21 protein-coding genes and 1 pseudogene are annotated in these 22,494 nt (G+C 68.0%); all 22 read left to right on the plus strand.

Annotation, left to right across the window (positions count from 1 at the left end; genetic code table 11):
- Positions 1-214, plus strand: a pseudogene (locus RDU12_RS00380) (glutamate 5-kinase); the annotation flags it as partial.
- 338 nt (positions 215-552) lie between these two features.
- Positions 553-2,598: an NADH-quinone oxidoreductase subunit NuoG gene (nuoG, locus tag RDU12_RS00385; protein ID WP_300289753.1), complete on the plus strand. Its 2,046-nt coding sequence runs from the start codon at positions 553-555 to the stop codon at positions 2,596-2,598.
- A 4-nt stretch (positions 2,599-2,602) separates the two neighbouring features.
- Positions 2,603-2,908, plus strand: a complete 306-nt coding sequence (locus RDU12_RS00390) for a hypothetical protein (protein WP_300289752.1) — start codon at positions 2,603-2,605, stop codon at positions 2,906-2,908.
- Positions 2,905-3,981, plus strand: a complete 1,077-nt coding sequence (gene nuoH, locus RDU12_RS00395) for an NADH-quinone oxidoreductase subunit NuoH (protein ID WP_300289756.1) — start codon at positions 2,905-2,907, stop codon at positions 3,979-3,981. The genes RDU12_RS00390 and nuoH overlap by 4 nt, the downstream gene beginning before the upstream one ends.
- Positions 3,978-4,202 (plus strand): hypothetical protein, encoded by a 225-nt coding sequence (locus tag RDU12_RS00400; RefSeq protein ID WP_300289751.1) that lies wholly within the window; start codon positions 3,978-3,980, stop codon positions 4,200-4,202. Before nuoH ends, RDU12_RS00400 begins: the two co-directional genes overlap by 4 nt.
- Positions 4,202-4,693: an NADH-quinone oxidoreductase subunit NuoI gene (gene nuoI / locus RDU12_RS00405; RefSeq protein ID WP_300289749.1), complete on the plus strand. Its 492-nt coding sequence runs from the start codon at positions 4,202-4,204 to the stop codon at positions 4,691-4,693. Before RDU12_RS00400 ends, nuoI begins: the two co-directional genes overlap by 1 nt.
- Before the next feature lie 74 nt (positions 4,694-4,767).
- A complete protein-coding gene (locus RDU12_RS00410) occupies positions 4,768-5,394 on the plus strand; it encodes an NADH-quinone oxidoreductase subunit J (protein ID WP_300289748.1) in 627 nt (208 codons plus the stop codon).
- Entirely contained in the window at positions 5,394-5,702 is a 309-nt protein-coding gene (nuoK, locus tag RDU12_RS00415; RefSeq protein WP_300289747.1) for an NADH-quinone oxidoreductase subunit NuoK, read from the plus strand. The genes RDU12_RS00410 and nuoK overlap by 1 nt, the downstream gene beginning before the upstream one ends.
- 2 nt (positions 5,703-5,704) lie before the next feature.
- Entirely contained in the window at positions 5,705-7,783 is a 2,079-nt protein-coding gene (gene nuoL / locus RDU12_RS00420; protein ID WP_300289746.1) for an NADH-quinone oxidoreductase subunit L, read from the plus strand.
- An 11-nt stretch (positions 7,784-7,794) separates the two neighbouring features.
- Complete coding sequence (locus RDU12_RS00425; RefSeq protein ID WP_300289755.1) at positions 7,795-9,273, plus strand: NADH-quinone oxidoreductase subunit M; 1,479 nt, start codon at positions 7,795-7,797, stop codon at positions 9,271-9,273.
- 7 nt (positions 9,274-9,280) lie between these two features.
- Positions 9,281-10,726, plus strand: coding sequence for an NADH-quinone oxidoreductase subunit NuoN (gene nuoN, locus RDU12_RS00430; protein WP_300289745.1), 1,446 nt, complete (start codon positions 9,281-9,283; stop codon positions 10,724-10,726).
- 2 nt (positions 10,727-10,728) lie between these two features.
- Entirely contained in the window at positions 10,729-11,481 is a 753-nt protein-coding gene (locus tag RDU12_RS00435) for a biotin--[acetyl-CoA-carboxylase] ligase (protein ID WP_374990171.1), read from the plus strand.
- Entirely contained in the window at positions 11,478-12,260 is a 783-nt protein-coding gene (locus tag RDU12_RS00440; protein ID WP_300290922.1) for a type III pantothenate kinase, read from the plus strand. The genes RDU12_RS00435 and RDU12_RS00440 overlap by 4 nt, the downstream gene beginning before the upstream one ends.
- Positions 12,257-13,930, plus strand: a complete 1,674-nt coding sequence (locus RDU12_RS00445) for a ribonuclease J (RefSeq protein ID WP_300290924.1) — start codon at positions 12,257-12,259, stop codon at positions 13,928-13,930. The genes RDU12_RS00440 and RDU12_RS00445 overlap by 4 nt, the downstream gene beginning before the upstream one ends.
- Positions 13,931-14,053: 123 nt before the next feature.
- Positions 14,054-14,797 carry a UMP kinase gene (gene pyrH / locus RDU12_RS00450; RefSeq protein ID WP_300290927.1) on the plus strand — a complete coding sequence of 248 codons (744 nt, stop codon included), beginning with the start codon at positions 14,054-14,056 and terminating at the stop codon, positions 14,795-14,797.
- Positions 14,798-14,826: 29 nt separating this feature from the next.
- A complete protein-coding gene (gene frr, locus RDU12_RS00455) occupies positions 14,827-15,384 on the plus strand; it encodes a ribosome recycling factor (protein WP_300290930.1) in 558 nt (185 codons plus the stop codon).
- A 32-nt stretch (positions 15,385-15,416) separates the two neighbouring features.
- A complete protein-coding gene (uppS, locus tag RDU12_RS00460) occupies positions 15,417-16,172 on the plus strand; it encodes a polyprenyl diphosphate synthase (protein ID WP_300290932.1) in 756 nt (251 codons plus the stop codon).
- The gene (locus tag RDU12_RS00465) at positions 16,172-16,987 is read left to right on the plus strand and encodes a phosphatidate cytidylyltransferase (protein WP_300290934.1); all 816 of its coding nucleotides are present in this window, start codon (positions 16,172-16,174) and stop codon (positions 16,985-16,987) included. The genes uppS and RDU12_RS00465 overlap by 1 nt, the downstream gene beginning before the upstream one ends.
- On the plus strand, positions 16,984-18,180 hold the full coding sequence (gene dxr, locus RDU12_RS00470) for a 1-deoxy-D-xylulose-5-phosphate reductoisomerase (RefSeq protein ID WP_308683948.1): 1,197 nt from the start codon (positions 16,984-16,986) through the stop codon (positions 18,178-18,180). Before RDU12_RS00465 ends, dxr begins: the two co-directional genes overlap by 4 nt.
- A 23-nt stretch (positions 18,181-18,203) precedes the next feature.
- Positions 18,204-19,418, plus strand: coding sequence for an RIP metalloprotease (locus RDU12_RS00475; RefSeq protein WP_300291361.1), 1,215 nt, complete (start codon positions 18,204-18,206; stop codon positions 19,416-19,418).
- Positions 19,419-19,450: 32 nt separating this feature from the next.
- The gene (bamA, locus tag RDU12_RS00480) at positions 19,451-21,880 is read left to right on the plus strand and encodes an outer membrane protein assembly factor BamA (protein ID WP_308683949.1); all 2,430 of its coding nucleotides are present in this window, start codon (positions 19,451-19,453) and stop codon (positions 21,878-21,880) included.
- Positions 21,881-21,915: 35 nt separating this feature from the next.
- A complete protein-coding gene (locus RDU12_RS00485) occupies positions 21,916-22,494 on the plus strand; it encodes an OmpH family outer membrane protein (protein WP_300291365.1) in 579 nt (192 codons plus the stop codon).

Here is a 22,494-nt window from a genome sequence, read left to right on the forward strand (position 1 = left end):
CCGGCTGGCGGCGGGCGGCCGTCAGGTGGTGCTGGTCTCCTCCGGCGCGGTGGCCTCGGGCCGGGGCAAGCTGGGCCTGATGGGCCAGACGCTCACCATCCCCCAGAAGCAGGCCGCCGCCGCCCTGGGCCAGGCCTCGCTGGTCCAGGCCTACGAGGAGGCCTTCGCCCCCCACGGCCGCCAGGTGGCCCAGGTGCTGCTGACCGCCGCCGACCTGCGCCGCGTCTGCCGCGCCGGCCTGGCCGGCATCCACGGCCAGCGACTGGACGACATTTCGATCGACGGCATCGAAGGCGACGTCGTCAACGCCTCGTGGCGCGCCCCGGTCGACGGCGGCCGCCGCCGGGCCCAGTGCCGCATCGAGGGCGACCTGATCACCTGGAAGCCCGCCGACGCCGCCGACCCCGAACAGGCCCGCTGGATGAACCAGTCGGGCGACCCGGTGACGCGCTTCGTCCTTGACGGCGAGGCCATCACCATCAACACGACGCTCCCGGATGGGACGACCGCCACGGAGGAATATTCCGTGGCCACCGAGCAAGAGGCCCGCTGATGCCCGTCGCCAAGGTCAACGGCGTAGACGTCGAATTCGAAGCCGGCATGACCGTGCTGCAGGTCGCCGAGCGCGCCGGGCAGGAGATTCCGCGCTTCTGCTACCACGAGCGGCTGTCGATCGCCGGCAACTGCCGCATGTGCCTGGTCGAGGTGAAGCCCGGACCGCCGAAGCCGCAGGCGTCGTGCGCCCTGCCGGCCGCCGAGGGCCAGGAGATCTTCACCGACACGCCGATGGTCAGGAAGGCCCGCGAAGGGGTGATGGAGTTCCTGCTCATCAACCACCCGCTGGACTGCCCGATCTGCGACCAGGGCGGCGAGTGCGACCTGCAGGACCAGTCCATGGCCTACGGCCGCGACGGCTCGCGCTACGCCGAGAACAAGCGCGCCGTCGAAGAAAAGAACATGGGTCCGACGGTCAAGACCTTCATGACCCGGTGCATCCAGTGCACCCGCTGCGTCCGCTTCATCACCGAGGTGGCCGGCGTGCCGGACATCGGCATGATCTCGCGCGGCGAGGACGCCGAGATCACCACCTATCTGGAAAAGAACATCGACAGCGAGCTGTCGGGCAACGTCAATGACCTGTGCCCGGTCGGCGCCCTGACGCACCGGCCGTGGCAGTACCACTACCGCCCGTGGGAGCTGAGGAAGACCGAGTCGATCGACGTCATGGACGCGCTCGGTTCGAACATCCGCGTCGACGCCCGGGGGGCCGAGGTCATGCGGGTGCTGCCGCGCGTGCACGAGGGCATCAACGAGGAGTGGCTGAGCGACATCAGCCGCTACGTCGTCGACGGCCTGCAGCGCCAGCGGCTGGACCGTCCTTATGTGCGCGAGAACGGCAAGCTGCGCGCCGCCTCCTGGGAGGAGGCCCTGGGCGTCGTGGCCGGGAAGCTGACCGCCGCGAAGCCGGAGAAGATCGGCGTCGTCGCCGGCGATCTGCAGGACGCGGAATCGATGAAGGCGGCGCTGGACCTGTTCCGCGCCCTCGGCTCGGCCAACACCGACTGCCGTCAGGACGGGGCCGCGCTCGGCTATGGCCCCCGCGAGGGATGGCTGTTCAACTCCGGCCTGCAAGGCATTGAAAACGCGGACGCCGTCCTGATCGTCGGGGCCAATCCGCGCACCGAGGCGCCGCTGCTGAACGCCCGCCTGCGCAAGGCCTGGCTGACCGGCGGGATGGAAGTCGGGGTGATCGGCGAACCGGTCAACCTGACCTTCGAGCACAGCTGGCTCGGCGCCGGTTCGAAGACCCTGGTCAAGCTGCCCAAGGCGGCAATGGACTTCCTCAACAAGGCCGAACGGCCGGCGATCATCGTCGGCGCGGGCGCGCTCGGCGGTCCCGAAGGCCCGGCCGTGCTGAACGCGCTCGGCGCGCTGGCCAAGAAGGTCGGCGTCGTCTCCGAGGGCTGGAACGGCTTCAACGTGCTGCACACGGCGGCCTCGCGCGTCGGCGGCCTCGACATGGGCTTCGTGCCGGCCGAGGGCGGTCTGTCGGCGGTCGACATGGTCAAGAAGGGCGCGCTGGACGTGCTGTTCCTGCTGGGCGCCGACGAGATCGACGCCTCGGCGACCAAGGCCTTCAAGGTCTATCTGGGCAGCCACGGCGACCGCGGCGCGCACGGCGCCGACGTGATCCTGCCGGGCGCGGCCTATACCGAGAAGCCGGGCCTGTACGTCAACATCGAGGGCCGGGTGCAGATGGCCGAACGCGCCGTCTTCCCCAAGGGCCAGGCCAAGGAGGACTGGGCCGTCCTGCGCGCCCTCTCGGCCATGGTCGGCCAGACCCTGCCTTACGATACGCTGGACGCCCTGCGCGCGAAGCTGATGGCCGATCATCCGACCTTCGGGCGGATCGACTACCTGCCGGCGGCGGCGCCGTTCGACGTGGGCGCGCTGGGCAAGAAGGGCGACCTCGGCGACGTCGCCTTCCATTCGGCGGTCCGCGACCCCTACCTCAACAACCCGATCGCGCGCGCCAGCGTGACCATGGCCGAGCTGTCCGCCCTGCGGATGGCGCCGGTCGCCATGGCGGCGGAGTAGGGGCATGGCTGAAGCGCAAATTCCGATCTCGGCCTGGATCGCCTTTGGCGTCGCCTGGATCGCCGGCCTGTCGCTGTTCGCGTGCCTGTTCGTGATCACCCGGCGACTGGCCATGACCTGGCGCCCGGGCGCCGGCGGCCTGAGCCTCCGCAGCGAGGACCTCGCACGGGTCGGCAAGCTGGTGTTCGGCCTGGAGCGCGCGCCTGCCGACGCAAACGTGGGCGGTCTGATTTGGGCCGTCCGGGGTTGCTGGGCGGTGATGGTGGTTTCGATAATTCTCTTCACGATCAAGCTGGCGGGAGTCGCCTGATGGACTTCTGGGCATCCCCTCTCGGCTGGACCCTGATCACCGCCGGCGGCATCCTGCTGGTCACCGTCGGCATCCTGATCTCGCTGGCCTTCCTGCTGCTGGCCGACCGGAAGATCTGGGCCGGCGTCCAGATGCGCAAGGGCCCGAACGTGGTCGGCCCGTTCGGCCTGCTGCAGTCGTTCGCCGACTTCTTCAAATTCGTGCTGAAGGAGATCATCGTCCCGGCCGGCGCCGACAAGATCGTCTTCCTGCTGGCCCCGCTGCTGACCTTCGTCCTCGCCTTCATCGCCTGGGCGGCGATCCCGTTCGCGCCGGGCTGGGTCATCTCCGACCTCAACGTCGGCATCCTCTACATCTTCGCCATCAGCTCGCTGGGCGTCTACGGCATCATCATGGGCGGCTGGGCTTCGAACTCGAAGTATCCGTTCCTCGGCTCGCTGCGCAGCGCGGCGCAGATGGTGTCCTACGAGGTCTCGATCGGCCTGGTGATCATCAACGTCATCCTGCTGGCCGGGACGATGAACCTGACCGAGATCGTCACCCGGCAGGGCGGCTGGATCTGGGACTGGTACGCTTTCGGCGGCGGGGCCGGAACCTGGCCCACCATCGTGGTGATGTTCCCGATGGCGATCATCTTCTTCATCTCGGCCCTGGCCGAGACCAACCGTCCGCCGTTCGACCTGCCCGAGGCCGAGTCCGAGCTCGTGGCCGGTTACCAGGTCGAATACAGCTCGACGCCCTACCTGCTGTTCATGATCGGCGAATACGCCAACATCGTCTTCATGTGCGCCATGATCAGCCTGCTGTTCTTCGGCGGCTGGCACCCGGGCATTCCGGGCGAGTATCTCCCTGATGCACCCTTGGGCTGGGAGTGGATCCATAGCTTCGGCTACTTCCTGGTGTTCTTCTCCAAGATCATCTTCTGGTTCGTGATGATCGCCATGGTGAAGGCGTTCGTGCCCCGCTATCGCTACGACCAGCTGATGCGGCTGGGCTGGAAGATCTTCCTGCCGACCTCGCTGGTCGCCGTGGTCGTGGTCGCCGCCTGGCGGGTGTTCGGAGTGGGCGCATGAAGCGGCTGCTGACCCTGCTCGTGCTGGGGGCCGTCGGCGCGACGGCCGGCTGCACCATCCCGACCTACGAGGCCGAGCCGGTCTCGGTCTACCAGTGGGAACGACGCCAGCAGGCCATCGAGCGGCAGCAGGCCGAGCGCGTGCGCCTGTGCCGGATCACCAAGGATGAGGACCCGCGCAAGGACGAGCTGTGCCGCGGCGTCGAAAGAGAGAACGACTGATGCTGACCCGTCTCGTCCAGGCCGCGAAGGGCGCCATGATGCTGGACATCATCGGCGCGGTCGGCCTGTCGCTGAAATACATGGCGCGGCCCAAGGCCACGGTGAACTATCCGTTCGAGCGCAATCCGCAGTCGCCGCGCTTCCGGGGCGAGCACGCCCTGCGCCGCTATCCGAACGGCGAGGAACGCTGCATCGCCTGCAAACTGTGCGAGGCCATCTGCCCGGCCCAGGCCATCACCATCGAGGCCGAGCCGCGCGCCGACGGCAGCCGCCGCACGACCCGCTACGACATCGACATGGTCAAATGCATCTACTGCGGCCTGTGCCAGGAGGCCTGCCCGGTGGACGCCATCGTCGAGGGCCCGAACTCGGAATTCACCGTCGAGACCCGCGAAGAGCTGCTCTACGACAAGGAAAAACTGCTTTCGAACGGCGACCGCTGGGAGCGGTTGATCGCGAAGAATCTGGAACTCGACGCGCCTTACCGCTAAGGCGCAACCGCTGAACGGGCAGGGCGATTCCGCACGGGATCGCCGGCCATAACCGAAAGGGGCGCAGGCCTCAGATGTTGCTAGGAATCGCCTTCTATCTGCTGGCGGCGGTGGCCGTGGTCGGCGGCCTGATGGTCGTCACCGCGAAGAACCCCGTGCACAGCGTGCTGTGGCTGATCCTGACCTTCTTCTCGTCGGCGGGACTGTTCGTCCTGCTGGGGGCGGAGTTCCTGGCGATGCTGCTGGTCGTGGTCTACGTCGGCGCCGTCGCGGTGCTGTTCCTGTTCGTGGTCATGATGCTGGACGTCGACTTCGTGCGGCTGCGCGAAGGCTATGCGCGCTACCTGCCGCTGGCGGCCATCGTCGCGGGCGTGCTGCTGGCCGAGATGATCATGATCTCGCTGGTGGTCGTCCAGGGCGGCGCCGCCGCCGACGCCGTCGGCCCGGTCGTCGCGACCCCTGACATGACCAACGCCGAGGCCATCGGCCGGGTGCTCTACACCGACTATGTCTACATCTTCCAGGCGGCGGGGATCGTGCTGCTGATCGCCATGATCGGGGCCATCGTCCTGACCCTGCGCCACAAGCCCAACATCAAGCGCCAGAAGCCGCACGACCAGGTCAACCGCGACCGCAAGACCGCCGTCGAGGTCAAGGGCGCCGCGACCGGCGCGGGCGTTTCCGCCGAGGATCTGATCTGATGGAAATCACGCTCCAGCATTACCTGGCGGTCGGCGCCATCCTGTTCACCATCGGCGTCTTCGGCATCTTCGTGAACCGCAAGAACGTCATCATCATCCTGATGTCGATCGAGATGATCCTGCTGGCGGTGAACATCAATTTCGTCGCCTTTTCGGCCTATCTCAACGACGTCTCCGGGCAGGTCATGGCCATGTTCGTCCTGACCGTCGCCGCGGCCGAGGCCGCCGTCGGCCTGGCCATCCTGGTGACCTTCTTCCGTAATCGCGGCGACATCGCCGTCGACGACGCCTCGGTCATGAAGGGCTGATCGTGAACCTCGAGCTTCTCGTCACTCTCGGCGTCTTCGCCCCGCTCCTCGGCGCGGCCGTGGTCGGCCTGTCCGGCCGCCGGCTCGGCGATCTGCTGTCCAAATCCATCACCACGGGCCTGCTGTTCTTCTCGTGCGCGGTGGCGTGGATCGTCTTCGGCGAGTGGGCCTGGGGCCATCTGGAGCCGTTCACGGTGCAGATCGCGCCGTTCATCCACGTCGGCGACTTCCAGTCCAACTGGGCCATCCGCATCGACGCCCTGTCGGCGGTGATGCTGGTCGTGGTCACCACCGTGTCCTCGCTGGTCCACCTCTACAGCTGGGGCTACATGGCCGAGGATCCCGACAAGCCGCGGTTCTTCGCCTATCTGTCGCTGTTCACCTTCGCCATGCTGGCGCTGGTGACCGCCGCCGACTTCATGCAACTGTTCTTCGGCTGGGAAGGGGTGGGGCTGGCGTCCTATCTGCTGATCGGCTTCTGGTACAAGAAGTCCACCGCCTCGGCCGCCGCCATCAAGGCCTTCGTGGTCAACCGCGTCGGCGACTTCGGCTTCGCCCTCGGCATCTTCACTGTCTTCTGGATGTTCGGCACCATCGAGTTCGCCGAGCTGTTCCCGATGATCGCCGCGCGCGAGGGCACGGGCTGGGAATTCCTCGGCCACACCTGGTCAGCGCTCGACCTCGCCGGGGTGCTGCTGTTCATCGGCGCCATGGGCAAGTCGGCCCAGTTCTTCCTGCACACCTGGCTGCCCGACGCCATGGAGGGCCCGACGCCGGTGTCGGCCCTGATCCACGCGGCGACCATGGTCACGGCCGGCGTCTACATGGTCTGCCTGCTGTCGCCGATCTACGAGTACGCGCCGACCGCCTCGGCCTTCATCGCCCTGACCGGCGCGGTCACGGCCCTGTTCGCCGCCACCGTCGGCCTGGCCCAGAACGACATCAAGCGGGTCATCGCCTATTCGACCTGTTCGCAGCTCGGCTACATGTTCTTCGCCGCGGGCGTGGGCGCCTATGAGGCGGCCATGTTCCACCTGTTCACCCATGCCTTCTTCAAGGCCCTGCTGTTCCTCGGCGCCGGCTCGGTGATCCACGGCATGCACCACGAGCAGGACATGCGGAAGATGGGCGGGCTGTGGAAGCTGCTGCCCGTCACCTATGCGGTGATGATGATCGGCACCATCGCCATCACCGGCCTCGGCATCCCCGGGATCGGCGGCCTGGCCGGCTTCTATTCCAAGGACATCGTCATCGAGAGCGCCTTCGCGGCTGCCGCGAGCAACCACTCGCCGATGGGCCTGTTCGCCTTCGCCGTGGGCATCCTCGCCGCCGGCCTGACCGCCTACTATTCGTGGCGGCTGATCTTCATGACCTTCCACAACAAGCCGGTGTGGAAGGAGGAGGGGGCGCATCACGCCGACGATCACGCCTCGGACGCCCAGCTGGAGACCCACTCCGAGCCGCTGGCTGACGATGACCACGCGCATGACGACCACGCCCACCATGGGCCGCTGAAGCCGCACGAGAGCCCGTGGGTGATGCTCGTGCCGCTGCTGGTCCTGTCGGTCGGGGCGATCGCGGCGGGCTTCCTGTTCGAGCCCTTCTTCACCGGTCACCACGAGAACGAGTTCTGGCGCGGGGCGATCTTCAACGGCGCGGACAACCATGTCCTGCACGACGCCCACGAGGTTCCGACCTGGGTGAAGTGGTCGCCGCTGATCCTGACGCTGATCGGGACCTTCGCCGCCTTCTGGCTCTACGTCCTCAAGGAGGGCATGGCGCGCCGCATGGCCGACCGTGGCGGCGTGATCCACGCCTTCCTCTACAACAAGTGGTACTTCGACGAGATCTACGACTTCGTCTTCGTGCGCGGCGCCAAGGCGGTCGGCGACCTGTTCTGGAAGATCGGCGACGTGAAGATCATCGACGGCCTCGGGCCCAACGGCGCGGCGTGGGCTTCGCTGAAATCCGCCGCCCGACTGGGCAAGCTCCAGTCCGGCTACGTCTACCACTATGCGTTCGTGATGCTGCTCGGCGTGGCCGGTTTCCTCGCCTTCGCCATCTATGCGTGGGGAGCCTGATCTTGCCCCAGATCCCCTTCATCCTCAGCGTCGTCACCTTCCTGCCGCTGGTTGGCGCGGGCCTGATCCTGCTCTCCCGCCTGCTGGGCAAGGGCGAGGCCGCCGGCGCGGCGCGCTGGATCGCACTGGTCACCACGCTGCTGACCCTGGCCGTCTCGGGCGTGCTGGTCGCCGGCTTCGACGCCTCGAGCGCCGCCTATCAGTTCGTCGAGCGCTACGTCTGGTTCGCCGGGGCGGAGTACCACATGGGCGTCGACGGGATTTCGATCCTGTTCGTGCTGCTGACCGCCTTCCTGATGCCGCTGTGCATCCTGGCCAGCTGGACCACGATCAAGGACCGGGTGGTCGACTACATGATCGCCTTCCTGGTGCTGGAGACGCTGGTCATCGGCGTGTTCACGGCCCTGGACCTGTTCCTGTTCTACATCTTCTTCGAAGGCACCCTGGTGCCGATGTTCATCATCATCGGGGTGTGGGGCGGGGCCAACCGCATCTATGCGGCCTACAAATTCTTCCTCTACACCCTGCTCGGGTCCGTCCTGATGCTGCTGGCCATGCTGTGGATGGCGGCGGAGGCCGGCACGACCAGCATCCCGGCGCTGAAGGAATTCGCCTTCCCGGCCTATGCGCAGCCCCTGTTGTGGCTGGCCTTCTTCGCCTCGTTCGCGGTCAAGATGCCGATGTGGCCGGTCCACACCTGGTTGCCCGACGCCCACGTGCAGGCGCCGACGGCGGGCTCGGTCATCCTGGCCGGCATCCTGCTGAAGCTGGGCGGCTACGGCTTCATCCTGTTCAACCTGCCCATGTTCCCGCTGGCGTCGCAGATGTTCGCGCCGCTGGTCTTCGTCCTGTCGGCGATCGCCATCGTCTACACTTCGCTGGTCGCCTTCCGGCAGACCGACATGAAGAAGCTGATCGCCTATTCCTCGGTCGCCCACATGGGCTTCGTGACCATGGGCATCTTCGCCGGCAACGATCAGGGCGTGCAGGGCGCGGTCTTCCAGATGCTGAGCCACGGCCTGATCTCGGGCGCGCTCTTCCTCTGCGTCGGGGTGGTCTATGACCGGATGCACACCCGCGAGATCGCCCTGTACGGCGGCCTGACCGCGCGGATGCCGTGGTTCGCGGCCATCTTCATGCTGTTCACCATGGCCAATGTCGGCCTGCCGGGCACCTCGGGCTTCATCGGCGAGATCCTGACCATGACCGGCGTCTACCAGGTCTCGACCTGGACGGCCTTCGTCGCCGCCTCGGGGGTGATCTTCTCGGCGGTCTACGCCCTGACCCTGTACCGCAACGTCATGTTCGGCGAGATCACCAATCCGGCCATGAAGGCCATCACCGACGTCGACCGGCGCGAGCTGCTGATCTTCGTCCCGCTGATCCTCGGCACCCTCTGGCTCGGCGTCCAGCCCGGCCTGGTGCTGGACTACACCGCCGCCTCGGTCGAGGCCCTGACCTCCGCCTATCAACTTGCGATCGGCGGGTGAGACCATGATGCCTGATCTGATCTCCGCCCTTCATCTCTCGGCCGCCGAAGCGGCGCTCGCGCTCGGCGGCCTCGTGCTGCTGATGGTCGGCGCCTTCGCCGGCGAGAAGAGCGCTCGCCTCGTCTCCGTCCTGTCCGTCCTGCTGCTGCTGGCGGCCACCGCCCTGACGGTGACCGGTCCGCTGGGCCAGGCCTTCAACGGCGCCTATGTGGCTGACCCGCTGGCCGTCTACGGCAAGGCCCTGATCTTCCTGTCCAGCGCCGTGGCCATCGTGCTCGGCGACGGCTGGATGAAGCGCGCGCGCATCGCCCGCTTCGAATATCCGGTCCTGATCGTGCTGGCCTCGGCCGGCATGGGGATGATGGCCTCGTCGGGCGACCTGATCTCGCTCTACGTCGGCATCGAGCTGCACTCGCTGGCCCTCTATGTGCTGGCCGCCTTCCACCGCGACGATCTGAAGGCGTCGGAAGCCGGCCTGAAGTATTTCGTGCTCGGCGCCCTGTCGTCCGGCCTGCTGCTGTACGGCGCCAGCCTGATCTACGGCTTCACCGGCTCGATGCGGTTCGACGAGATCGCCGCCTACGCCGCCGCCAATCCGTCGCCCGGCCTGATCTTCGGCCTGGTGTTCCTGATCTGCGGCCTGGCCTTCAAGGTCTCGGCGGCGCCGTTCCACATGTGGACGCCCGACGTCTACGAGGGCGCGCCGACGCCGGTCGTGGCGCTGTTCGCCACGGCGCCCAAGGTCGCGGCCATGGTGCTGATCGCCCGCACGCTGGAAGGGGCCTTCGCCGGCTCGCATGACCAGTGGGCCCAGGTGCTGATCCTGATCTCGCTGATCTCCTTCGCGGTCGGGGCCTTCGGCGGCTTGGTGCAGAAGGACCTGCAGCGGCTGCTGGCCTATTCCTCGATCGCCAACATCGGCTACGCCCTGCTGGGCATCGCCGCGGGCACGACGCTGGGCGTCCAGGCCATGCTGCTGTTCATGACCCTGTACGTCATCGACCAGTTCGGCTTCTTCGCCATCCTGCTGTCGCTGAGTCGGGGCGGGCGGCCGATCCGCCGCATCCAGGACTTCGCGGGCCTGCGCAAGGACCGTCCGGTCATGACCCTGGCCCTCACCGTGCTGTCCCTGTCGGTGCTCGGCATGCCGCCGCTGGCCGGCTTCTGGGGCAAGTGGGCGGTGTTCGGCGCAGCCGCCGAGGCCGGCTACTGGATGATCGGCGCCGCGGGTCTGGTGGCCTCGGTCGTGGCCGGCTTCTACTATCTGCGCATCATCAAGCTGATGTGGTTCGACCCGGCGCCGGAAGGGGTCGAGGCGATCGACCGCTCGCCGATCGAGGCGAAGACCATCGCCATCGCCGCGGCCCTGTTCTCCTTCCCGCTGGTGATGGTCGCCCTGACCTGGCTGGAGCCCCTCGCGCGGGCGGCGGCGGTCGGCTACGGGGCGGGCTGACGGTGGCTTCGGCCGCGCCCGTCCTGCTGCTTGAACAGACCGACTCCACCAATGCGGAGGCCCGCCGCCGGGCCGAGGCCGGCGAGACCGGCCCGCTGTGGATCATCGCGCGCCGCCAGACCGCGGGGCGGGGACGCCGCGGCCGGGCCTGGGAGAGCGATACGGGCAATCTGTTCGCCACCCTGCTGACCACCACGCGCAAGCCGCCGGCCGAGGCGGCCCAGGTGACCTTCATCGCCGCCCTGGCCGTCGCCGACCTGCTGGATGCGTATGCGCCGCCGTCGCTGGTGACGATCAAATGGCCCAATGACGTGATGCTGGCGGGCGACAAGGCGTCCGGCGTGCTGGTCGAGTCCGGGGCGCACGACAGCGGCGGCCTGTGGCTGGCGGTCGGCGTCGGGGTCAATCTGGCCCAGGCGCCCGAGGCGACCGAGCGGCCGGCGACGGCGCTGGTCCATCATCTGCGCGGCGACGTGCTGACCCCGCCGACGGTCGAGGCCGCCGCGGCTCTGCTGGCCGAGGCCTTCGCGGTCTGGATGGAGCGCTGGGAGACGTTGGGCTTCCAGCCGATCCTCGACGCGTGGCGGGCGCGCACTCCGGGGCTGGACGGCCCGGCCGTGGCGCGGCTGGGGCACGAGACCGTCGAGGGCCGGGCCGAGGGCGTGGCCCCTGACGGCGCCCTGAAATTGAGGCTGGCGGACGGCACGCTGCGGCTGATCTCGGCCGGCGACGTCTTCTTCGGGGAGGCCGCGTGATGCTGCTGGCGATCGAGCAGGGCAACACCAATACGCTGTTCGCGGTTCACGACGGCGCGGACTGGGTCGCCCAGTGGCGCACCGCCACCCACGCCAGCCGCACGGCCGACGAATACGCGGTCTGGCTGAGCCAACTGCTGGCCATGCGCGGTCTGTCGATCGGCCAGTTGGACGGCTGCATCATCTCCAGCGTGGTGCCGCAGTCGATCTTCAACCTGCGCAACCTCGCGCGCCGCTACCTGTCGGTCGAGCCGCTGGTGATCGGCGACAATGTCGACCTCGGCCTGGTGGCGCGGATCGACAAGCCTTCCGAGGCGGGCGCCGACCGGCTGGTCAACGCCCTGGGCGCGCATCTGGTCTATCCCGGCGACCTGATCGTCATCGACAGCGGCACGGCCACCACCTTCGACGTGGTCGCCGCCGACGGCGCCTTCGAGGGCGGGGTGATCGCGCCCGGCATCAATCTGTCGCTGCAGGCCCTGCACGAGGCCGCCGCAATGTTGCCCCGCATCGCCATCCAGAAGCCCGATCGCGTGATCGGCAAGGACACGGTCACCAACATGCAGTCCGGCGTCTTCTGGGGCTATGTCGCCCTGATCGAAGGCCTGGTGGCGCGCATCAAGGCGGAGTGGGGCAAGCCCATGACCGTCATCGGAACCGGCGGGGTCGCCTCGCTGTTCGAAGGCGCAACAGACTCAATCGACCGGTTCGATCCGGACCTGACTATCCGCGGCCTCCTCGAAATCTGGCGGCGGAATACCCATCTCAAGGACCTATGAAAAAGCAAACCAACGACGAGTTCGTCTTCCTGCCGCTGGGCGGGTCAGGCGAAATCGGAATGAACCTGAATCTGTACGGCTACGGCCCCGAGGCGAACCGCGAGTGGATCGTGGTCGACGTGGGCGTGACCTTCGGCGACCTGTCGACGCCCGGCGTCGACGTGATCGTGCCCGATCCGGCCTTCCTCGAGGGCGAGACCATCCGCGGCATCGTCCTGACCCATGCGCATGAGGACCATATCGGCGCCCTCGGCTGGCTGTGGTCGCGGATGAAGGCGCCGCTCTACGCCACGCCCTTCACCGCCTATCTGATCCGCGAAAAGCTGCGCGAGGCCGGCATTCTCGACCAGGTCGAGCTGATCGAGGTGCCGCTGGGCGGCTCGGTCGATCTGGGGCCGTTCACGGTCGACTTCATCACCATGACCCATTCGATCGCCGAGCCGAACGGCCTGGCCATCAAGACGCCGCTGGGCACGGTGCTGCACACCGGCGACTGGAAGATCGACGACGACCCGATCGTCGGCAAGGTCACCGACGCCGGGGCCATCTCCCGCCTGGGCGACGAGGGCGTCCTGGCCATGGTCTGTGATTCCACCAATGTCTTCGTCGAGGGCTCGGCCGGGTCGGAAGGCACGGTGCGCGACGCCCTGGCCGAGCTGATCGGCGGGCTGAAGGGCCGCATCGCCGTCGGCTGTTTCGCGTCGAACGTGGCCCGCATGGACAGCGTCATCCGCGCGGCCGAGGCCGCCGGGCGGCGCGTGTCGCTGGCGGGCCGGTCGATGCACCGCATCACCTCCGCCGCCAAGCACGTCGGCATGATGCAGGACATCAAGCCGTTCCTGTCGGAGCAGGAGGCCCGCGTCTGGCCGGCCAATGAGATCCTGTATCTCTGCACCGGCAGCCAGGGCGAGTCCCGGGCGGCCCTGTCGCGCGTAGCCGAGGGCACCCATCCCTACATCAAGCTGAGCAAGGGCGATCACTGCCTGTTCTCGTCGCGGGTCATCCCGGGCAACGAGCTGTCGATCGGCCGGCTGCAGGACAAGCTGACCGACCGCGGCGTGCGGCTGTACACCGAGAAGGACCATCCCGGCATCCACGTCTCGGGCCACCCGTGCCGCGAGGAACTGCGCCAGATGTACGCCTGGGCGCGGCCGAAGATCGCCGTCCCGACCCACGGCATGCGCCGCCACCTGGCCGAACACGCCAACCTGGCCAAGGACATCGGCGTGCCGGAGACGGTGACGCCCCGCAACGGCGACATGGTCCGTCTGGCCCCCGGGCCCGCGGCCATCATCGACGAGGTTCCGAGTGGGCGCCTCTATGTCGACGGCGGGCGTCTGGTCACCGAGCAGGGCGAGGCCCTGCACGAGCGTCGTCACGCCTCGACCAACGGGGTGCTGATCGTCAGCTTCGCGATGGACCGGCGCGGCAAGATCGTCAGCGACATCGACGTGCGCGCCATCGGCCTGCCGGGCGACGCGGAATCGCCGCTGGGCGACGCGCTGGACGACCTGGCCGAACGGGCCGAGGCCGCCGTGATGAAGCTGAAGGGTCCGGCGCTGGAAGACGAAATGGTCATCGAACAGGCCGTTTCGCGCGCTCTGAAGAAGGCCAGCCAGCAGATCTGGGACCGGCGTCCGATCGTCGAGACCATCATCCTGCGGCTCTGACGACCTGATCCCCGGGTCGCGCCCGGGGACGACGGGGCGGAACGGGGATCGAGCACAGGCCTTTGAACCGGCACGGCCCGTCCGTATAAGAAGCCGAATCCGCGCCCGCCCCAAGGACTTCCCATGCCCGACGCCCCGCCTGAGTTCCGCTACAAGCGCGTCCTGCTGAAGGTGTCGGGCGAGGTGCTGATGGGCGACCAGGCCTATGGCATCGACATGAATACGGTGGCCAAGGTGGCCGAGGCCGTGGCCCAGGTGGCGCGCGAGGGCGTCGAGATCTGCCTCGTCATCGGCGGCGGCAACATCTTCCGGGGGCTGAGCAAGGCCGCCGGCGACATGGAGCGCGCCACCGCCGACTATATGGGCATGCTGGCCACGGTGATGAACGCCTTGGCCATGCAGGCGGCGCTGGAGAAGATCGGCGTCCAGACCCGGGTGCAGAGCGCCCTGACCATGAACGCCGTGGCCGAGCCCTATGTGCGTCGCCGCGCCCTGCGCCACCTCGAAAAGGGCCGGGTGGTGATCTTCGCCGCCGGCGTCGGCGCCCCGTTCTTCACGACGGATTCCGGGGCCGCCCTGCGCGCCGCCGAGATGGGCTGTGACGCCCTGCTGAAAGGCACCAGCGTCGATGGGGTCTACACGGCCGATCCCAAGAAGGACGCCTCGGCGACCCGCTACGACACCCTGACCTATCACGACGTGCTGGCGAAGGACCTGAAGGTCATGGACGCCTCGGCCATCGCCCTGATGCGGGACTCCGGCATTCCGATCGTGGTCTTCTCGATCCGCGAGCCCGGCTCCCTGCGCAAGACCCTGACCGGCGAAGGCACCTTCACGGTCATCACGTCCAACGCTAAATCAGCCTGACAAGCCATTAAATCACGAGAGAAACGACCATGGCCAAGCCTGATCTCAAGACCTACCGCGACCGGATGGACAAGGCGGTCGGCGCGCTGAAGGAGGAGTTTTCCGGCCTGCGCACCGGCCGGGCCAACGCCGGTCTGCTGGATCCCGTCCAGGTCGAGGCCTATGGCTCGACCGCCCCGCTGAACTCGGTCGCCGCGATCAGCGTGCCGGAGCCGCGGATGATCTCGGTCAACGTCTGGGACAAGAGCATGGTCGGGCCGGTCGAGAAGGCCATCCGCGCCGCCGGCCTGGGCCTCAATCCCATCGTCGACGGCCAGACGCTCCGCATCCCGGTGCCGGCCCTGACCGAGGAGCGGCGCAAGGAACTGGCCAAACTGGCCGGCAAGTACGCCGAACAGCAGAAGATCGCCGTCCGCAACGTGCGTCGTGACGCCAATGACGATCTGAAGAAGGCCGAGAAGGCTTCGGACATCAGCCAGGACGAGCAGAAGAAGATGGAAGCCGAGGTCCAGAAGGACACCGACGCGGCCATCAAGCGCATCGACGAGACCTTGAAGGCCAAGGAAGTTGAGATCATGCAGGTTTGACGGCGCGTTTTGCCGTAGGATACGCGCCGGTCATGCCCGTCGAACCCCTTGAACCCCAGCCCGCGTCGGACGGGCCTCGCCATGTCGCCCTGATCATGGACGGCAACGGCCGCTGGGCGCAGGCGAGGGGCCTGCCGCGGGCCATGGGTCATCGCGAGGGCGTCCAGGCTCTGAAGCGGACGGTGCAGGCCGCGCCGGCCCTGGGCATCCGCTGCCTGACGGTGTTCGGCTTCTCGACCGAGAACTGGCGCCGCCCGGCCGAGGAGGTCTCCGACCTGATGGGGCTGGTCCGGTCCTATGTCGCCAGCGACCTGAAGCGGCTCGAGCGCGAAGGCGTGCGGGTTCGGATCCTCGGCCGTAGAACGGGCCTGCCCGCCGACATCGCCCAGATCGTCGAGCGGACCGAGGCGAGCACGGCGCACAACGACAAATTCCTGCTGCAGGTGGCCTTCAACTACGGCGGTCGCGCCGACATCGTCGACGCCGCCCAGCGGCACGTCGAACGGGTCCTCGCCGGCGAGGCGACCGGCCCCCTCGACGAGGAGACGCTGGGACTCGGCCTGTCCACCGCCGGGGCGCCGCCGGTCGATGTGATCGTGCGCACCTCGGGCGAGCAGCGGCTGTCGAACTTCCTGCTGTGGGAGGCCGCCTACGCCGAGCTGGTCTACCAGCAGGTGCTGTGGCCGGACTACGGGCCCGAGGCGCTGGCGGACGTCGTCGAACAATATCGCAACCGTGATCGGCGCTTCGGCGGCCGTTCGCCCGCGCCTGCGCTCGCGGCCTGCTGATGGCGGTTCGGGCCGGCGACATAGGCCTCAGGGCCGCGTCGGCCATGGTGCTGGCTCCGGCGGCGGGCCTCGGCATCTGGGCTGGCGGGCCGTGGTTCCTCGCCCTTGTGCTGATGGCGTGCGCCCTGCTGGCGGTCGAGTGGGCGATGATGAGCGCCGCGACGGCCTGGCGGTTGATGGCGGGGGCGGTCGGCTTCGGTCTGTTCGCGGCGGTGATCTCGGCCCACGTCGAACAGCTGTCGCTGGCGCTGGTCATGCTGGTCTTCTGCGCCGCGGCGGCCGGTCTGTTCGCCCGCAGCCGGGGCCAGGAGGCGCTCGACGCGGCCTATGGCGTCCTCTACCTCGGCTGGCCGGCGGTGCTGCTGATCTGGCTCAGGGACGGATCGTCGGCCAGCGGCCTGGCCTGGACCGTGTCGGCCTTCGTCATCACCTGGGCCTCCGACATAATGGCCTATCTGGTCGGCAGCCTGTTCGGCGGGCCCAAGCTGTGGCCCCGCTTTTCGCCCAACAAGACCTGGTCCGGCTTCATCGGGGGGCTGGCCGCCGGGACGGCCGCCGGCGCCCTGCTGGCGACCTGGCTGGATCTCGGCATCGGACCCGGATGGGGCGCCTTGCTGGGCCTGGCCGGGGCGCTGGCCACCATGACCGGCGATCTGTGGGAATCGGCCCTCAAGCGCCGCTATGGCGTCAAGGACGCGGGCAAGCTGATCCCGGGCCACGGCGGCCTGCTCGACCGGGTCGACGGACTGATGTTCGCGGTCGTGGTCGTGGCCTGCGGCCGGCTGCTGTTCGTGACCTTCGGAGCGGGCGCATGATCCGCCGCCGCGTCACGGTTCTGGGCTCGACCGGATCGGTCGGAAGCTCGACGCTGGAACTGATGGAGCAGGCCGAGGCCAGCGGGACCGGCGCCTTCGAGGTCGAGGCCCTGACCGGCGGGGCCAATATCGCCCGTCTGGCCGAGCAGGCCCGCCGGTGGAGGCCGAAGCTGGCGGTCACCGCCGACGCCGCCCGCCTGGGCGAGCTGCGCGAGGCCCTGGCCGGAACGGGCGTCGAGGCGGCGGCCGGGGAGGGGGCCGTGATCGAGGCGGCCGCCCGGCCGGCTGACTGGGTCATGGCCGCCATCGTCGGCGCGGCGGGCCTGCGCTCGGCCTGGGCGGCGGCCGAGACGGGGGCGACCCTGGCCCTGGCCAACAAGGAAAGCCTGGTCTGCTGCGGCCCGGCCCTGATCGAGCGGGTGCGGCGGTCGGGCGGCCGGCTGATTCCGGTCGACTCCGAGCATTCCGCCATCTTCCAGGTCTTCCCGCACGACGCGCCCCACCAGGTCCAGAAGCTCATTCTGACGGCGTCCGGCGGGCCGTTCCGCACCACGCCGCCCGAGGCCCTGGCCGCCATCACCCCGGAACAGGCCGTGGCCCATCCCAACTGGAGCATGGGGGCCAAGATCTCGGTCGACAGCGCGACCATGGCCAACAAGGGCCTGGAGGCCATCGAGGCCGCCTATCTGTTCGACATGGCGGCCGACCGCATCGACATCGTCGTGCACCCGGAATCCATCATCCACAGCATGGTCGAGTACGTCGACGGCTCGACCCTGGCCCAGCTGGGCCCGCCGGACATGAAGACCCCGATCGCCTGCGCCCTGGGCTGGCCCGAGCGGATCGCCTGGCCGGCGCCGAAGCTGGACCTCGCCGCCCTGGGCCGCCTGACCTTCGAGGCGCCGGACGAGACGCGGTTTCCGGCCCTCAAACTGGCCCGCGAGGCCCTGCGGGCGGGCGGTTCGGCCCCGATCGTGTTCAACGCGGCCAACGAGGTCGCGGCGCTCGCCTTTCTTGACCGTCGTCTGGCCTTTCTCAATATTGCCGCAGTCGTCGCCGACACCTTGTCGCGCGTGACGGCCTCGGGGGTGGATTCCGGTTCCCGCAACGCCTGCGATGCGGCCCTGGCCGTGGATGCGCTGGCGCGGCGAGAAGCGGAGTCGATCGTTCGAGGTCTGGCTGCGGCGGCCTGAACGGCGGAGGATATCAGATCGGCATGACGGGCTTCCTGGGCCAGGCGTTGCTTTACATCGTGCCGTTCCTGCTGGTGCTGACGTTCATCGTCACCATCCATGAGCTGGGCCATTTCCTTGTCGCGCGCGCCTTCGGCGTGAAGATCGACCGGTTCTCGATCGGTTTCGGCAAGACGATCGTCAGCCGGGTCGACCGGCGCGGCACGGAATGGCGGATCGCCTGGCTGCCGCTGGGCGGCTACGTCAAATTCTCCGGCGACCTCGACCCGTCCAGCGTCCCGGATGAGGCGGGCCTCGCCGAATTGCGCCAGCGCGTGATCGTCGAGAATGGCCCGGGGGCCGAGCGCGACTATTTTCACTTCAAGCCCATCTGGCAGCGCGCCCTGATCGTGGCGGCGGGGCCGGCGGCCAACTTCGTGCTGGCCATGGTGCTGTTCACGCTGCTGTTCACCGCCGTCGGCGAACAGGTTCTGGCGCCCCGCGTGGCCCGGGTCGACCCGGGCACGCCCGCGGCGGCGGCCGGCTTTCAGCCGAACGACCTGATCAAGGCCATCGACGGCCGGCCGGTGGCCGACACCTCCGATGTGACCCGCACCGTCATGATGAGCGCCGGCGATTCCCTGCGCTTCACCGTCGATCGCAACGGCCGCGAGACGGTGCTGGTCGCCACGCCCCAGCGGCGCCTCGAGGACGACCAGATCGCCGGCCGGGTCCGAATCGCCCGGATCGGCCTGCTGATGGATCGGCGGATCGAGGATTTCAGCTTCCGCCGACTCAACCCCGTCCAGGCCTTCGGCAAGGGGATCGAGACGATCGGAACCACGGTCGGAACCACCGCGACCTACATCGGCCGCATCTTCGCGGGCAAGGAATCCGGCGACCTGCTCAACGGCCCGATCGGCATCGCCAAGGCCGCCGGCGGCGTGACCCAGCAGGCCGTGGCCGCCAACCCTGATCCCGGCTGGATGGCCGCCAACCTCGCCCTGACGTTCCTCAGTTTCGCCGCCCTGGTTTCGATCGGGATCGGCATTGTGAACCTGCTCCCGATCCCCGTACTCGACGGGGGACACCTGTTGTTCTACGGCTATGAAGCTGTTGCGCGCAGGCCAGTCCCTGCGCGGGTTCAGGAGGTCGGATATCGCGTTGGCCTTGCTTTGCTGGCGGGATTGATGTTGTTCGCCACCTGGAACGACCTGCAGAAGCTCAGCCTGTTCAAATTCCTCGGCGGGCTCGCCTGATGAGCCGACGCCAGCCCCCGATGGTTTCCCGCATGATCCGACAAGACGCGTCCGCCCTTCGTTTCGCCCGTGGCCTCAGCCCGAGCCTTCTGGCCCTTGTGGTCGCGGCCGGCCTGTCCGCTCCCGCGCTGGCCCAGACCGCCCCGACGCCCGATGCGGCGCCGCCTGCGGCCGAGGCCGTTCCGGCCCAGCAGACGCCGCCGGCGGTGGAAGACGAGCGGATGGTCGTCAATCGCATCCTGGTGCGCGGCAACCAGCGCATCGACCAGACCACGGTCCTGTCCTACCTGCCGATCCAGCCCGGCGACACGGTCACGCCGGCCGTGCTCGACGTCGCGGTCCGCACCCTGACCCGGACCCAGCTGTTCGCCGACGTCCAGCTGGGCGTGCAGCCCAACGGCGACCTGATCGTCGAGATCGTCGAGAATCCGATCATCAACCAGGTGGTGTTCGAGGGGAACGGCGCCATCTCCGAGACCAAGCTGCGCGAGGAGGTGACCCTGAGCCCCCGCGGCATCTACACCCGCGCCCGGGTCCAGGATGACGTCGGCAAGATCGTCGAGCTGTACCGCCTGTCGGGCCGCATCTCGGCCACCGTCACGCCCAAGCTGGTCCAGCTGGATCAGAACCGCGTCGACGTGATCTTCGAGATCGAGGAAGGCCCCGAGACCGGCGTGCGCGCCATCACCTTCCTCGGCAACACCGCCTTCTCGGACGGCGATCTGCAGGAGGTCATGGTCACCAAGCGGTCGCAGTGGTGGCAGATCTTCGGTTCAAACGACAACTACGATCCCAACCGTCTCGACTACGATCGGGAGCAACTGCGGAAATTCTACACCAACCGCGGCTATTACGATTTCCGGGTCCTGTCCGCGATCGCCGAGCTGGCGCCGGACAACGGCGCCTTCGGCATCACCATCACCCTGGACGAGGGCGACCGCTACAATTTCGGCACGGTCGACGTGGTCACCGAGAACGACCGGCTGAACCCCGACTTCCTCAAGATGCTGCTGCCGATCAGGACCGGCCAGCTGTACGAGAGTGACAAGATCGAGTCCGCCGTCGACGCCCTGACCTTCGCGGCCGGCTCGGCCGGTTACGCCTTCGTCGAAATCGAGCCGACCTACCAGGCCAATCCCGAGACCGACACCGTCGACGTCACCTTCAACGTCCGCGAGGGCCAGCGCGTCTACGTCGACCGCATCAATGTGATCGGCAACACCCGCACGCTCGACAATGTCGTCCGTCGCGAGATGATGCTGACCGAGGGCGACGCCTTCAACCGCACCCTGCTGGAGCGGTCGCGCAACAATCTGCGCGGCCTCGGCTTCTTCAAGGACGTGACGGTCGAGGAGGCCCGCGGTTCGGCCCCGGACCGTTCCGTCGTCAACGTCACGGTCGAGGAACAGCCGACCGGCGAACTGTCCGTGGGCGCGGGCTTCAGCTCGGTCGACTCCTTCGTGGTCAACCTGGGCGTGACCGAGCGGAACTTCCGCGGACGCGGCCAGAACGTCGTCGCCCGCATCGAGTGGGGTTCGCTGCGCCAGCAGATCGACTTCCGCTTCACCGAGCCGAAATTCCTTGGCCGCGACCTCCGGGCCGGCTTCGACGCCTTCCACTCGCGCTACGACCTGAGCGAATATTCCTCGTACGATTACCGCTCCACGGGCGGCGGCGTGCGCGTGTCCTACCCCCTGAACGCCTACACCCTGCTCAGCGCCCGCTACTTCCTCAAGGCGGACGAGATCATTGTCCCGAACAATTTCTGCAGCAGCACCGGCGGGGGTTCGAACGCCCTGTGCGACCAGGTCGGCTCCTTCCTGAACTCGTCGGCCGGCTACACCCTGTACGTCGACCGCCGGAACGACCCGATCCGTCCGACCCGCGGCTGGACGGGTCGACTGATCCAGGACTTCGCCGGCATCGGCGGCGACGTGAACTATGTGAAGACCGAGGCTGAAATTTCCGCCTTCTGGGGCATCTCTCCCGAGTGGGTGGTCAGCACCTCGGCGTCCACCGGCTATGTGTCCGGCTGGGGCGGCGATCCGATCCGGATCAACGACCGCTTCTTCAAGGGCGGCAACAGCTTCCGCGGCTTCGAGACCGCGGGCATCGGTCCGCGTGACCTCCTGACCACGGATGCGCTGGGCGGGAATTTCTACGTCATCGGCACGATGGAGCTGACGGTTCCGAACGGCCTGCCGGAGGAGTACGGCATTCGCACCTCGCTCTTCACCGACGTCGGCACCGTCGGCCTGCTGGACGACCGCTACACCCTCAACCCCGACGGCACGGCCAGCACTCGCATCGTCGACGAGCTGGATCTGCGGGCGTCCGCCGGCGTCAGCATTCACTGGCGCTCGCCGATGGGGCCGATCCGCTTTGACCTGAGCAAGATCCTCGGCAGCGAAGACTACGACAAAACAGAAACGTTCCGCTTCTCGACTTCAACCCAGTTCTAAACATTCGGGCGTTCCGCCCACTCAAAGGCATTACGATGAAAACCCTCGCTCTCGGCGCCTTCGCTCTCGCCATGCTGGCCGGATCGGCCGCCGCCGCCCAGGACCAGAATTTCGGCCCGGTCGTCCCCGGCGTCTGCGTCTATCACCACGACCGTCTGATGGCCCAGTCGACCGCCGGCCAGTCGCTGGTCGCCGGTCTGCAGCGTCTGCAACAGGAAGTGCAGGCCGAGCTGGCCCCGTACGAACAGTTCATCCAGACCGAAGGCCAGGCCTTGCAACAGGGTCAGGCGACCATCCCGCAGGACCAGCTGGCCCAGCGCGCCCAGGCCCTCGACGCCCGCTACCGCGAGTTCGAGACCCTGCGTCAGACCCGGACCGGCGAGCTGCGCTACACCCTCGGCTATCAGCAGCAGCAGATCGGCCAGGCCGTCGACCCGATCCTCGGAGCGCTCTACGCCGAGCGCGGCTGCGGCATCCTGCTGAGCGCCGACGCCGTGATGCGGGCCAACCCGCAGATGGATCTGACCGAGATGGCCATCCAGCGCCTGAATGCGGCCCTGCCGTCGCTGCCGGCCTTCTCGCGCATGCCGGTTCCGGCCCAACCGGCCCAGTAA

It is taken from the genome of Brevundimonas sp. (assembly GCF_031082345.1).
Lineage (GTDB): Bacteria > Pseudomonadota > Alphaproteobacteria > Caulobacterales > Caulobacteraceae > Brevundimonas.